Source organism: Bullifex porci, from assembly GCF_009695635.1.
In the GTDB taxonomy this organism is placed as follows: domain Bacteria; phylum Spirochaetota; class Spirochaetia; order Sphaerochaetales; family Sphaerochaetaceae; genus Bullifex; species Bullifex porci.
Genome location: NZ_VUNN01000017.1, coordinates 39,992 through 52,825, shown reverse-complemented (window position 1 = coordinate 52,825; position 12,834 = coordinate 39,992). Strand labels below are relative to the sequence as shown.

General features: G+C 37.9%; 14 protein-coding genes. 12 read left to right on the top strand and 2 right to left on the bottom strand.

The annotated features are described in order from the left end of the window. Positions 1–134 precede the first annotated feature (134 nt). From FYJ80_RS08655 to FYJ80_RS08620, 8 genes are all read left to right on the top strand, one after another. Entirely contained in the window at positions 135–737 is a 603-nt protein-coding gene (locus FYJ80_RS08655) for a GNAT family N-acetyltransferase (protein ID WP_328596768.1), read from the top strand. Between the two features lie 143 nt (positions 738–880). Beyond that, on the top strand, positions 881–1,714 hold the full coding sequence (locus FYJ80_RS08650; RefSeq protein WP_154425999.1) for a hypothetical protein: 834 nt from the start codon (positions 881–883) through the stop codon (positions 1,712–1,714). Then, entirely contained in the window at positions 1,707–2,930 is a 1,224-nt protein-coding gene (locus FYJ80_RS08645) for a PorV/PorQ family protein (RefSeq protein WP_154425997.1), read from the top strand. The genes FYJ80_RS08650 and FYJ80_RS08645 overlap by 8 nt, the downstream gene beginning before the upstream one ends. A gap of 75 nt (positions 2,931–3,005) precedes the next feature. Next, complete coding sequence (locus tag FYJ80_RS08640; protein ID WP_206361044.1) at positions 3,006–3,827, top strand: DUF368 domain-containing protein; 822 nt, start codon at positions 3,006–3,008, stop codon at positions 3,825–3,827. Further along, positions 3,814–5,211: a TldD/PmbA family protein gene (locus FYJ80_RS08635; RefSeq protein WP_154426011.1), complete on the top strand. Its 1,398-nt coding sequence runs from the start codon at positions 3,814–3,816 to the stop codon at positions 5,209–5,211. The genes FYJ80_RS08640 and FYJ80_RS08635 overlap by 14 nt, the downstream gene beginning before the upstream one ends. Continuing rightward, positions 5,211–6,548, top strand: a complete 1,338-nt coding sequence (locus FYJ80_RS08630) for a TldD/PmbA family protein (protein WP_206361042.1) — start codon at positions 5,211–5,213, stop codon at positions 6,546–6,548. Before FYJ80_RS08635 ends, FYJ80_RS08630 begins: the two co-directional genes overlap by 1 nt. A 2-nt stretch (positions 6,549–6,550) precedes the next feature. Next, on the top strand, positions 6,551–7,057 hold the full coding sequence (locus FYJ80_RS08625; RefSeq protein ID WP_154425991.1) for a hypothetical protein: 507 nt from the start codon (positions 6,551–6,553) through the stop codon (positions 7,055–7,057). 157 nt (positions 7,058–7,214) lie between these two features. Further along, complete coding sequence (locus tag FYJ80_RS08620; protein ID WP_154425989.1) at positions 7,215–7,370, top strand: hypothetical protein; 156 nt, start codon at positions 7,215–7,217, stop codon at positions 7,368–7,370. A gap of 170 nt (positions 7,371–7,540) precedes the next feature. Here the strand turns inward: FYJ80_RS08620 and FYJ80_RS08615 are convergent, their stop codons facing one another. Continuing rightward, positions 7,541–8,071, bottom strand: a complete 531-nt coding sequence (locus FYJ80_RS08615; protein ID WP_154425987.1) for a hypothetical protein — start codon at positions 8,069–8,071, stop codon at positions 7,541–7,543. A gap of 51 nt (positions 8,072–8,122) precedes the next feature. Next, on the bottom strand, positions 8,123–8,512 hold the full coding sequence (locus FYJ80_RS08610; protein WP_154425985.1) for a hypothetical protein: 390 nt from the start codon (positions 8,510–8,512) through the stop codon (positions 8,123–8,125). A gap of 67 nt (positions 8,513–8,579) precedes the next feature. Here FYJ80_RS08610 and FYJ80_RS08605 point away from each other — a divergent pair, with 67 nt between their 5' ends. The 4 genes from FYJ80_RS08605 to FYJ80_RS11765 all read left to right on the top strand — a co-directional run bounded on the left by FYJ80_RS08605 (position 8,580) and on the right by FYJ80_RS11765 (position 12,736). Continuing rightward, positions 8,580–8,753, top strand: a complete 174-nt coding sequence (locus tag FYJ80_RS08605) for an integrase core domain-containing protein (RefSeq protein ID WP_154425983.1) — start codon at positions 8,580–8,582, stop codon at positions 8,751–8,753. A 155-nt stretch (positions 8,754–8,908) separates the two neighbouring features. Further along, positions 8,909–9,580 carry a hypothetical protein gene (locus FYJ80_RS08600; RefSeq protein WP_154425981.1) on the top strand — a complete coding sequence of 224 codons (672 nt, stop codon included), beginning with the start codon at positions 8,909–8,911 and terminating at the stop codon, positions 9,578–9,580. Further along, positions 9,577–10,668, top strand: a complete 1,092-nt coding sequence (locus FYJ80_RS08595; protein WP_154425979.1) for a hypothetical protein — start codon at positions 9,577–9,579, stop codon at positions 10,666–10,668. The genes FYJ80_RS08600 and FYJ80_RS08595 overlap by 4 nt, the downstream gene beginning before the upstream one ends. Positions 10,669–10,819: 151 nt before the next feature. Beyond that, positions 10,820–12,736 carry a leucine-rich repeat domain-containing protein gene (locus FYJ80_RS11765; RefSeq protein ID WP_206361040.1) on the top strand — a complete coding sequence of 639 codons (1,917 nt, stop codon included), beginning with the start codon at positions 10,820–10,822 and terminating at the stop codon, positions 12,734–12,736. Positions 12,737–12,834 lie beyond the last annotated feature (98 nt).

The window sequence follows — 12,834 nt, the reverse complement described above, 5'->3', positions numbered from 1 at the left end:
TGCATTTAAGCTTAAACTCATCTGTGTAAGTCTTCTTGTTTCTACCCATATCTTTTTTACTCCTTTGATATGGTAGCTGTTATTCGAATTATTTTCACCTCCCTGTCTGATTTATGCTCTTAGTATAGAGTTTAATAATTAGAAATGAATTAAATAGTGAAGAAAGAGCTGTAGAAGAATTAGTAAGGGATTCCTTTTGGAATGTTTATAGACCTGGCTGCTTAGAGCACTATGTTTTACATGTTATGAGATCATCTCCTGGATTTTACAAGGAATTAAACTTTGTAATGTATTTAGATGATGTTTTAATTGGCCAAGTAGTATTTCATAAGGCTGAATTAAAATTAAAGGATGGTAGCACAAAAGAGATTGCCACCTTTGGTCCTATTGCAATACATAATGATTATAAAAGAAAAAAATATGGGATGATTCTTTTAGCCTTTGCTTTAAATAAAGCTAAAGAGCAAGGTATTAAGGCTCTCTTAATGGAAGGTAACTATGATTTTTATTCAAAGCTAGGCTTTGAAAGAGCAAAAGACAAAAATATTTTATATTATGGCTCAACAGTAGATTTCTTACTATATAAAGAATTAGAGGAAGGCTATTTAAAGGATTGTGATCAAGCTAATTATATGACTCCAAAGGTATATTATGTTGATGAAAAGGAAGCTGAAGATTTTGATTTAAGCTTTAAGCCAATGGAGAAGAAAAAGCTCGATAGTCAAATATTTAAATAAGATAGAGGGATAATTTAAATATAGCAGTTTTAATAACTTATTTAGTGTTAATTACTTCAATGGGTAACCGATTTTATTTCTTCTTGTTTTTTTTTATAAGATATAACTATAATGAATTAACTATAATCACTCGAGGAGGGTGTATGAGAAAACAATTTTTGTGTGTTTTTACATTAGTATTGTTAACACTATTATTGTTTGTATCATGTAGTGGTTCTTTGACAGACACTCTATTAAAGGTAATGGATGGTACAGACACTAACGTTTATATTAAAACAGGTATCGTTAAGCCAAGCACAGAAGCTGTAGATAAGGTATTAGATGCTCTTGAAACAGAGAAAACACCTGCATCCATTAGTGGTAATGAAGTAACTGTTAATATTGGTGGACAACCGATTTCAGTTGATGTTACTGATACTGGTTTACAAAATTTAATAAATAATGGAGGCGTTCTAGCACCACAGACTGAAGAAAAAAAGGAACAGCTTACAGCAAGCATTAACGAAGCAATTTCATCTCCTACTGCTAAAGATCAATTAGCAAAAGAACTTAGTAAGGCTGTAACTGATGAAGATACTAAAAAAGCTATTCAAGGAACTTATGCATTAGGTTCCGGTGCTTTAACAACTGCAGCTAATACAACAGGAATACCTGAAAATGTTAATAATTTATTAAAAGGCCTTGCTGAAGATTATAAAGAAGCTGCAAATTCAGATAATTTTACTGAGGCAGATAAGGCTCAAGCTCAGTTAATTGTTAATGCTGCTGCTTCTGCTGTAAACGCAGCTAAAGCATTAGAAAATAATTCTACATTATCTGATAAAAAAAAGTTGGAGTTACCAGAAGTAAAAGAGCTATTAAATGATACATTAACTCTTTATAATGCTGCAAAGATTGCTACAGGAAAAGTAGATATTTTAGAATCTGAAAGTATTATTAATGAGTTAATTTCATCTTTTGGAGGAAACAATGGTTAAAAAAGTATTAATTGCTATTCTTGTCATGGCTATTTCCATGTCATCAATTTTTGCTGTAGATTCTATGCTTCCATCAGATGATGTTACATATAACATGGTAACTAATAGATATTCTAAGACTAGTGCTAGAATTCTTTCTATGGGTGGAGCTGGTATAGCTGTAAGATCTAATCAGGATGCGTTATATGTTAACCCTGCATCTCTTGGAGAGAAGGGACTCGTATGGAATGTTCCTAATGTTGCAATTACTCTTTATAATACAAGAGATTTAATAGCTACCGGCATTGTTGATAACTACAAGAATATTAAAGATGATATGGGAAAATATACCGATGCATTAATTAATATCTTGGGTAAAGCAGGTAATAATAAGATTGCAACTACAGATGCTGGTGTTGGAGCTAAATTAGGTAGATTTGCATTTGCAGTTGATACCCAGTTTAATCTTAATACATATACACCATCTACAAGTGTTGTAGATATCGCAGTAGTACCACAGATAGATGTAGTTACTTCACTTGGTTTCGGCTATAGATTCTTTAAAAATAACCCGGTTAATTTTGATTTAGGTATTGCTGCTAGATTAGATCTTAGAGCTTACTATGAAAAGGTTGATGTAAGTACAATCATGGGTGCTGTTAATGATTCTTCTACATTTGTTAAATCTCTTAAGGAAACAACTCCTATCATGATTGGTTACGCAGTTCCTATTGATCTTGGTGCAAACTTAAATGTACCAGGCGGAGTTACCTTCAGTGCAGTATTGAGAAACCTCAATGGTAACTTTAGCTTCTCTCAATATGCAAGCTTAAAGAATGCTAATAACAATGCTAAGGATACAATCAAAAATAACCTAAAGATTGAGTCTCCAATGTCTCTTGATATTGGTTTTGGTTGGAAGCCAAAGTTTGGACTTTCTTGGCTTGCTGATCCTAATATTGCAATTGACTTTGTTGATACTATTGGCTTCTTTAATAGTGCATCACTTAGTAATGTACTTGTTCACCTTAGAGCAGGTATTGAACTTCAGCTCTTAAGTGTATTCGAGCTTAGAGCTGGTCTCAACCAGGGATATGTTTCATTAGGTCTTGGTGTTAACGTAATGAACGTTATCCACCTAGAGGCTTCTTACTATCGCTTAGAGTTTGGTAAGAACGTTGGTGATAAGCCTATTGATGCACTCACAATTAGAGCTAATCTCTTCTGGGAAAGATAATTCTAATTTAATTTCATATAGCCACATCTTTGGATGTGGCTTTTTTTACCTCAATTAATATTGTATATTCATTATATGTTTTCATTAGACACAATAATTAAAGGCTTTATAATTGGTTCAACCATGATGGTCCCTGGTGTATCCGGTGGGTCAATGGCAATGGTATTAGGAATTTATGGTAAATTAATTACTGCTGTTAGTTCCTTTTTTAAGGATATAAAGAATAATTTAAAATTTCTTATTCAGTTTTCTATTTTTGCTTTAATTGGAATTGTATTGTGCGCAAAGCCAATATTAGGAGTAATAGATAGATTTCCTAGAATAGCTATGTTCTTCTTTATTGGACTTGTATTTGGTTCTGTTCCAATGCTTTATAAAAAGGCTCAAATAAAGGAATTTAGTTTCTTGGATTTACTTTATTTTATTATAGGAATTATAGTTGTTTTAAGCTGTCAATTAATTCCAAAGCTAGAGTTTGATCCAGCTGCTCCTTTTACAGCTTCTTTAGCTTTAACACAGTGCTTAATTGGAATTATTGTTGCTGTAGGATTTATTTTACCAGGTATTAGCTTCTCTTATCTATTATTAATATTAGGCTCCTATGAGTTTATTATGAGTGCTATTAGTACATTAAATATTATTGTATTAATTCCATTTGGCCTTGGCTTTTGTATTGGAGTAATTCTATTAACTAAGGTCTTAGATATTTGCATGAGCAAATATCCAGAGGTTACATATTTAATTATCTTAGGCTTTTTAATTGGATCGGTATTCCCAATCTATCCTGGTACACCAATTGGATGGGAAATTCCACTTTCTATAATAGCTTTTATCGTTGGTGCAGTTATTATCTATCAAATATCAAAGAGGGAAGGTGTTAAGGATGCTTCTATGTAAGGATAAGATTTATTTAGCTTTAAATACTGCGCTATCAACTGGGGCTGATTTTGCTGAAGTATTTGTAGAAAGAACCTTAAATAAAACTATTTCTATGATTTCTAGGGGTTCTTCGTCTAATATTGACTCTATAGTTGATAGAACAATTAGTGGTATTGGTATTAGAGCCTATAAGGATTTAAGAAGTGCTTATTCATCAACCTCAGATTTCTCTATTGATGGAATTAAAAGATGTGCAGAGAGTGTTGCGTCATCAATTTCTGATTCATCACGGCTTGTAAGTGATTTTTATCTTACAGAAAGAGTTAATACAAATATTCATAAAATTAAGGTTGTTCCTTCCTCTGTTAGAAATGTCTTTAAGGTTGACTTATTAAAGAGTGCTTTAGCTGCTGCTACAAATAGAGATAGTAAAATTACTCAGGTAATGGGTACCTATTTAGATGTTGATCGAAATATTTTAGTTGCTAACTCTGAAGGGCTATTAACTACAGATAGACAAATAAGAGTCAGAATGAGTGTAAATGCAGTTGCAAGTGATAACGGTGAGTGTCAGACAGGTAGCTGCTCTCCTGGAAGATCTATGGGCCTTGAGCTTTTTGACTCTATTACACCAAGCGATATTGGAAATGAAGCTGCTCGCTCTGCATTAGTAAAGCTTAGCGCACCATATTGCAAAGCAGGAGTATTTCCTGTTGCTATTGAAAATGGTTTTGGTGGTGTTATATTCCATGAATCAACGGGACATAGCTTGGAAGCAAGCTCTGTCGCTTATTCAAATAGTGAGTTTACAGGGAAAATAGGTGAGAAGATAGCTAATGAGAAGGTAACAGCTATTGATGATGGAACTATTGCTAATGCATGGGGCTCTGTAAATATCGATGATGAAGGAACTCCTACCGAGAGAAAGGTACTAATTGAGAATGGAATATTGAAGCGCTATATGGTTGATAGATTCAATGGAAGGAGAATGAATATGCCTTCTAGTGGATCTGCTAGGAGACAGGATTTTTCTTTCTGTCCAACCTCAAGAATGACTAATACCTTTATAGCTGCAGGAAATGATGAGGATGAAGATATTATCTCCTCAATAGAATATGGTATCTATGCTCGTAAGATGGGTGGTGGATCTGTTAATCCTATGACAGGAGCCTTTAATTTTGCAGTTGATGAAGCCTACATGATTGAAAAAGGTAAGATTACATACCCTGTAAGAGGGTGCTCACTAATTGGAAAGGGCTCTGAGGTAATTAAAAATATAGATATGGTAGGAAAGCATCTGTTAACAGGACAGGGTATGTGTGGCTCTTCCTCAGGAAGTATTCCAACAGATGTAGGACAGCCTCTTATTAGAGTAAAGAGTATTACTGTAGGAGGTAGATGATGAATAAGTATCATGAATTGATGATTAATACTTCTAATATCTGTAAGAAAAACAATGTTGATGATTGGGAGCTTATTATTAGTGATAGTGTTAGTGTAAGTGCTAATTCCTTTAAGCATGAGATAATTAAGGAAGCATCTTCTTTTTCATCAGCACTTTCTATTAGAGTTATTAAAAATGGTAAAGAGGGGTGTGCCTCTACTCAGCTATTAGAGAGTAGTGAGCTTGAAAGTCTTATAGAAAGAGCTATTGATAATGCAACTCTTTATGATAAAACAGAAAAGCCTATAATCTTTGATGAAAAAGTAAGCTACAAGGAGATAGAAAAGCTTACAGAGCTTAATTATAATCTTTCTGATATTAAAAAGCTTGCTTTAAAGGCTTTAGAAACACTTTATCAAAAGGATAATAGAGTTATTGATGGAAGTACCTGCTCAGCAGCTTATGGAAAGAGTATTAGATATTTTGCATCCTCTAAGGGCTTAGAGCTCATTCAAAGCAGTGACGATGCATATTTAATGGCAAATTGTAAGGTTAGTGATAATAGCGATATTCAAAATGCATATTCTGTTAAGGAAGGTTTAATTAATAATGCTGATATTACAGATAGCGTTGATAAAGCAATAAAGCAGCTTAATCCTAAAAAGATAGAAAGTGGGAGCTACAATATTATTTTCTCTCCAGATGCTATGAACCAAATACTAGATACCTTCTTTTCTGTTTTTACAGGAAAAAGTAGTGCTTATTCTCTTACCAGATATAAGGATAAAGAGGGTGAAAGAATAGCTTCTGAAAAGATAACTATTATTGACGACCCATTTTATGCTGGGTATAGGATGCAAGCCTCCTTTGATGGTGATGGTCATCCTTGCTATACAAAGAATGTTATAGAAAATGGTGTTTTAAAAACTCTTTTATATAATCTTGAATATGGCTCAAAATGTGGAAAGGCTTCTACAGGTAATGGATATAGAAGTGCAATAAGTGGGGCTTCTGGAATTGCCTCTTATTCATTTTATATTAAGCCAAGTGAATTATCGTTAGAGGAGCTATTTAAAATTTGTAACAACGGAATTTATGTAACTCAAATGAAGGGCTTTCATGCGGGAGCTAATGCTATTACTGGAGATTTCTCTATTGAAAGTGCTGGCTTTAGAATTAGAGATTCAAAGGTATGTGAGCCTATAAATGAATTTACTGTAAGTGGAAACTTTTATAAGCTGTTAGAAAATGTTGTAGAGGTTGCTAATGATTTAGAGTTTGATGTCACATTATCATCTGAGAGATTTGGTACACCTTCTGTATTAGTAAAGGATTTAGCTGTTTCAGGAAAGTGATTATGAAGTATTTATTAGTTATTATTTTATTGCTTAGTTTAGTTTCATGTTCATCAACAAAGCAAAGTGAGAGTGTTAATACAACAACTCTTGCTAATCCATTTGTTGATTGTGTCTCTTTAATTGAAGCTGAAAGGCTTGCAGGATTTTCAATTTCAATTCCAAATAATATAAGTGAGAGAATAACAAATTATAGAGTATTAAATACTACTGATAAGATGATCGAATTACTTTGTGGTGATGAAATTGTAATAAGAAAAGCGAATATCACTGGTGATATTTCAGGTCTTTATTATGATTTTAAGGATAATTTAGAAATTAATATTAATTCTAATAAGGTACAGCTTAGAGGTAATGATGGTATTTATTACTCTGCTATTTGGACTAATAATGGTTTTTCATATTCTCTGTCAATTAAGAGCGGAGAGTCTAAAGAGAATTTTGAGTCTCTGATTGTTCATATTAATTATCTTTGTAAAAATATTGGAAATCTGTATACAAATTTATGATTTGTATCTAGACGAATTAAAATAAATTCATTATATAGGGTGTAAGAATAAAAAAGGAAAGTGTCTTTGGGGAGTTTTAACAATAGCGCTAACTGTTAAAACTATTCGAATCGGACTACAACCTTGTTGTAGATATTGATACATAGGAGAAAAAACTATGAAGAGAACACTTTTAGACATTCTAGTAGATGCAGGAGAGGCTTATCTATCAATGGTAGGTAGTAACTTTAGTAGCTATCCTTATTCTTACGATGAACACAAACATGAGTATGATGATAATACTCCTTCTTCAGTTAATAAGAGTGCAAGCTAATTAATCATTAGAGAGGTAATAACGGATCTTGAGTAATTCAAGATCCTATTTTTTTCTCTAATAAGGGAATTGATTGTCTTTATAACGAGGGGACTTTCCTTGATTATGGGGAAAGGCTTAATCCCTCTATAGTTCGATTCAATGTGCTACTTTGTCATGGTGTGTTGTCATTATAATAGCACGTTTCCCAAGTCAGTCAGTTCTTTATATAGTACACTTGCAAGAGCGCTCTTAATTGCACTGTATTTAGCAGGATCCTCAAATATGCTCATATAAGATTGCTGTGACTCAGTATATCCGTCCTGTGCTGCATCATCAAAGTAACTGGTGAACATGCTATCATTGAACATCTGTAAGTCATTGTTATTCGCAACATTTTTGAATTTCTTGTTCTTTATCAACCTGTCATGGTGATCTTGGATGACAACCTTGTCGCCATCAGTGAATTCTCCTTTGTACTTCTCATTTATATGCTCTAGAATTTCATCTAGAGGCTTCTTCTCATCCTTTCCTTTGAGTCTAAGTTTTGTTTCAGGTGTTATGACTGTCGAACCTTCATTGAGATTGACCTGACCTTCAAAAGTCTTCTTTAGCTGGTAATACTCCAGCTTCAGCTTTCCCTCGAGGTCAATAATCTCAACAGAATCAGAAGGAATTAGCTTAAGAAGATAGGTACAAAAGGCATTTTCCTTTAGGAGCATTTCATCGAAAGTTCTGCATACCTGAGAGATGAAACCATACCAACGCGTAAACTATCTCAGATTGCGGCGGAAGTTATACCGCTTGTCCTCTTCCATGGAATTGTATCTGCTGACGATAGGATTAAGAACGGCAGCTATCTTACCCATCTGTGCATCAGTCCCCTTAGTTTCATTTGCATCAAAGCAGATTGCCGCTAAAGCGATGACGTCATTGTCGCTGTAGATATTGTACCCGCGAAGCTCGTCTTTTACCTTATAGACAAGATCTGCGTTGACCTCTGTTTCAAGCATCATCTCCTGATAAAAAGGCTGGAAGGCATTTTGGATATCTTCAGTGGAGTTTATGAAGTCAAGGACAAATGTGTCGGTCTTTCCTGCACAGGTTCTGTTAAGCCTTGAAAGAGTCTGTACAGCCTTGATTCCCTTGAGCTTCTTATCCACTATCATAGTATGGAGAAGAGGTTCATAAAATCCTGTCTAGAACTTCTCCGCAACCACAAGACTCGTAATGCGAAACTTCACATTACGAGTCGAGAGAACTTGGCGGACTTTGAAATATGAGTGGGTATTTTTAAGAGATTATCATGAATCTTATCAACTACAACAAAGCCTTAATGAATTTGTTTACTATTTTAATTATGAAAGTATTCATCAAAGCTTAGATTATCACGCCCCCAGATGAAGTATATAAACAGGGAACTTTCCCTAATATTAATATAGAAGATAGCTTAATTATTTGGATAATTTTTTAACTAATTGTCTTGACATGTCTCTAGCATATGATTAACTTAGTGGGGGTCGAATCATAAGCTTATTTAGTGCTAAATTAGTAGTAGTATGGAAAGATTAATACTAAAGCGAATTGTTGTCCTAATGGTCCTGATTGCGGTAACAGGCTCCGTGTGGGCAAAAGTCAGCATTCCGATTGACACAGCAGAAGAACTACCCTTACAGCGGGATAAGGGAAGTGTTATGCTTTCAGTTCAGATACCGTCCTTTTCATACAATTTATCCGGCATAGACTTCTATGCACTCCATAACATGGAAGGGATTATACCTGTAAGATTTTCCGACCCAATACCGGCCACGTCAATGTCGCTTTCTTATTCTCTTTATGACAGGATTTCCTTCGGCGGAGAAATCCGTATCGCAATGGAAAAGTACAAACCAGAGTTCTGTCCCGTACCAGATCGACGTATCGTATACTGTACAGACGTGTTTGCAACGATAGGGGTTCTGTCTCCTGTTCTTCTTTTCTCAGAAGGTGAATGCAGGGCGTTTGTGGAAGGAGCTCTCATGATTGGTGCATCATGGAGGACAAATCTTAGTTGGGCAACCCTTTGTCCTTCCATAGGGGTTTCCGGAAGGTTCCATGTAGGGTGCAGTTTTATCACTTTGGCATTTGGTATTGAAGCGGCTGCAGCACTTGATGTAATCGGTCCTAAGGAAGAAAGAACCCTTATGTTTTCCATAAGGCCCAATATTGCTCTAGTCTGGAGGTGGGCATGAAATTTCGTAAACGCTCCCAAAAGAAGACATACATTCTCCCCACCATCTTCTCCATCATGGTTATGTTGATGGTGCTTGCCTCATGTTCCGTTGAAGGCTCCGTCTACAGGATACAGTACCCGAAGTTTTCATTTCAGCCTTATTCATTTCCATTAGGGGATGAGTCTGCATATGCTGAAGTCACATTCCTTACGTCTTATGATACGGATTTTCCAAAGGTCGTAGAAATCAACGGCAACATCTATTATGTAGCAGTGTTCAACGGCTACAAGGAAAATGTAGACCTCAGCCAGATTACGACAATCAATGTGGACGATTGCATACAGGCTATAAACAGCCATGCCTACGAACATGCAACCAATGTAACCACACTTTCAATCCCAAATGTACTGAGCCTTGGCGAAGCCTCCCTTCCTGAAAATCTGACAACCCTTACGGTCAATGCGGAAGCGATAGATACAGTGGGTACACGTCCCCTCAATATATCGCTGCCCAATCCTGATAAGCTGGAAAGCCTCACGATAACCGGAAAGACAAGATATTCCATTGACCTTTCCTGTATCGGCGGTAAAAACTCTTCCATAAAAGAAATTACGCTGGATGCCGATGTCCCTTGGCCTACGATGCCCCATCCGACAAGAGAAGGAATGAAGTTCATCGGCTGGTTTACATCGGATCCGTCTGTGGATCCGGATGCCGAATACGCAGAGGCCGGAGAAAAACCTTCCACCTATCCGATTACAGTATATCCATATTTTACGCCAGGAATCGATGAACCGGAAACAGAACCTGAAAAACCAACAATCAGTATCCCTGCCCTGAACATCATAAAGATTTACGTATATGGGATGGATAAGGAAGATGTTGTGGTCTCCAAAAATAAAGACGGCAGGTATGTGATTAATATCAGCGCTCCTGATACTTGGTACTGCGAATGGACAAGGAACGGCGACATAGACCTGTCCACAAGTAGCCTGTCCTACATCGTAGACGAAGAAGGTTTTCCTGGACGGCTACAGATAATCGGCTACATCCATAATGGAGATGATCAAGTTGTTGCTGCTGTGCTTTTTGAGCTAAGAGGTTGATGTCACCATCAGGCAATTATCAGAAAAGGGACCCTTTGGGACAAAAAGCAAGATCTGTTTAAGGATGTTAAAATATTAATATGAATGATAATTAAGTCTTCTTTAATCTGTAAATACAGGTGTAATTATTTTAAATGAAAGGAGTAAAAACATGAAGCAAATGAAGAAGTTAATGGTGATGCTGATGGCGACCATGTTGTTGGTCGTGTCATGTGAGGCGCCGGGTTCTTTATTCAAAGATACAGCGGATACGGTCAATGTCGTGTTCCAGAACCTTAAAGCCAGGACGACTACCGTCAGTTCAGGAAGCGTCGACTCCGTACTTATAGAGAACGTCTATTTCCAGTATAAGGCGGAGCACGTGAGCGGCATCACGATCGGACAGACCGAAGGATGGACCAACCTTTCGGAACGCCCCGGCCTTGGATATACCCTGAAGCTGGGCAGAGGCGTATGGAACATATTCCTGCGTGGCTTCGCTACAGCTGAGGCAAGGACTGAGGCGGGGATGGCGGAGACGGAAAACACAAAGGCGATATTAAACGGCAAGCTCGACAATTTCAGCGTAGGAAACGGCTCTACTGTGCTTGCAGTTACCGCGGATGTACCCCTGAAGTTCACAAACAATACGGGAAAGGGGTCCTGTACCGTTAATGTCACATTCGATGAAGCCTATGCAGGCGTCAGCAAGAAGGCTACGGTAAGGCTCCAGAGCGGTAAATTCGACCAGACCGTCACCCTTTCCTTCGATGAGACCGATACGGATGCAAGCAAAGCGGCTGTGTTCACCAACGTCGACAACGGCATCGCAACGATCACCGTCGACTACCTTGATGACGATGGAACGCCTTTCGGTGATGCAGGCACTGCGACGACACTTATCATGACCGACATGCACACTACGACTACGGCAACAATCTCAATGGACGTGGTCAAGTTAACGGTCAACGGAAGCAAGCCGGAAGGAACAGTAGAGGACAACGTCATCTGGAAGGTGTTCAACAGTGTCTTTGACATCTATCCTGATACCGTTGCTGATAACGCAATTGTAGTCGGATATGCGGAGAATGCGCTTGGCGACCAGACTCCGATCACGTATCCGTACACAATCTACACTTCCGCTACACCTGATAGTCAGGGACGGTACAAGGCGTCGGACCTTGGACTGGTACCCATAACTGTAACTACAAGCGCGGACCTGAATACATCCGGTGCGACTGAGGCATGGTGGGGTAAGACAGCAACAGTAGACTATTCCGAAACTGAGAACACGACTCTTGCTTCAGTAAGGCTTGTGGATGGTGTCACGTCAATCGCAAGCGCTGCATTCTGGAACTGTACCGGCCTGACCAGTATTACGATTCCGGAAGGCGTCACGTCAATCGGAACCTCTGCGTTCAGTCACTGTACCGGCCTGACCAGTATCACGATTCCGTCAAGTGTAACGTCAATCGAAAACGGTGCGTTCTTTAGTTGCACCAAATTGACCAGTATAACGATCCCGGCAAGTGTCAAGTCAATCGGAAGCTTCGCGTTCTCTGCTTGCACCAGCCTGACCAGTATCACGATTCCGGCAAGTGTCAAGTCAATCGGAAGCTTCGCGTTCTCTGCTTGCACCAGCCTGACCAGTATCACGATTCCTGAAGGTGTTACTTCAATCGGAAGCTATGCGTTTGCTGATAGTACCAGATTGACCAGTATCACGATTCCTGAAGGTGTTACTTCGATCGAAGACTCTACGTTCTCTGGTTGCACCGGATTGACCAGTATCACGATTCCGGCAAGTGTCACGTCAATCGGAAGCTCTGCGTTCTATAGTTGCGTCGGGCTAACCAACGTCACGATTCCGGAAGGTGTCAAGTCAATCGGAGAGAAAGCGTTCTATGGTTGCACCGGCCTGACCAGTATCACGATTCCGTCAAGTGTCACGGAAATCGGAGGCTCTGCATTCGAAAATTGCAACAGACTTACCAACATCTACGTCAACCAGCCAGAAAGCCCCCTGTTTGCAAATGCATCTGTCTCCTGTACAATCCATTGGAACTCAACGGGACCGGGGTCTATCTGATCCTCTGACCTTCAAACATTTCAGAAGCCACCTTTTTGGGTGGCTTCGCTATTCTGTTTCACGTTAATTTGTAAATCAACATATAAAACGATATAATT

What these genes read in the sequence shown, in the direction of transcription:
- FYJ80_RS08650 (WP_154425999.1), top strand. Translation starts at nt 881, where the DNA reads ATGAGAAAACAATTTTTGTGTGTTTTTACATTAGTATTGTTAACACTA.
- FYJ80_RS08645 (WP_154425997.1), top strand. Translation starts at nt 1,707, where the DNA reads ATGGTTAAAAAAGTATTAATTGCTATTCTTGTCATGGCTATTTCCATG.
- FYJ80_RS08640 (WP_206361044.1), top strand. Translation starts at nt 3,006, where the DNA reads ATGTTTTCATTAGACACAATAATTAAAGGCTTTATAATTGGTTCAACC.
- FYJ80_RS08635 (WP_154426011.1), top strand. Translation starts at nt 3,814, where the DNA reads ATGCTTCTATGTAAGGATAAGATTTATTTAGCTTTAAATACTGCGCTA.
- FYJ80_RS08630 (WP_206361042.1), top strand. Translation starts at nt 5,211, where the DNA reads ATGAATAAGTATCATGAATTGATGATTAATACTTCTAATATCTGTAAG.
- FYJ80_RS08625 (WP_154425991.1), top strand. Translation starts at nt 6,551, where the DNA reads ATGAAGTATTTATTAGTTATTATTTTATTGCTTAGTTTAGTTTCATGT.
- FYJ80_RS08620 (WP_154425989.1), top strand. Translation starts at nt 7,215, where the DNA reads ATGAAGAGAACACTTTTAGACATTCTAGTAGATGCAGGAGAGGCTTAT.
- FYJ80_RS08615 (WP_154425987.1), bottom strand. Translation starts at nt 8,071, where the DNA reads ATGCTCCTAAAGGAAAATGCCTTTTGTACCTATCTTCTTAAGCTAATT.
- FYJ80_RS08605 (WP_154425983.1), top strand. Translation starts at nt 8,580, where the DNA reads ATGCGAAACTTCACATTACGAGTCGAGAGAACTTGGCGGACTTTGAAA.
- FYJ80_RS08600 (WP_154425981.1), top strand. Translation starts at nt 8,909, where the DNA reads ATGGAAAGATTAATACTAAAGCGAATTGTTGTCCTAATGGTCCTGATT.
- FYJ80_RS08595 (WP_154425979.1), top strand. Translation starts at nt 9,577, where the DNA reads ATGAAATTTCGTAAACGCTCCCAAAAGAAGACATACATTCTCCCCACC.
- FYJ80_RS11765 (WP_206361040.1), top strand. Translation starts at nt 10,820, where the DNA reads ATGAAGCAAATGAAGAAGTTAATGGTGATGCTGATGGCGACCATGTTG.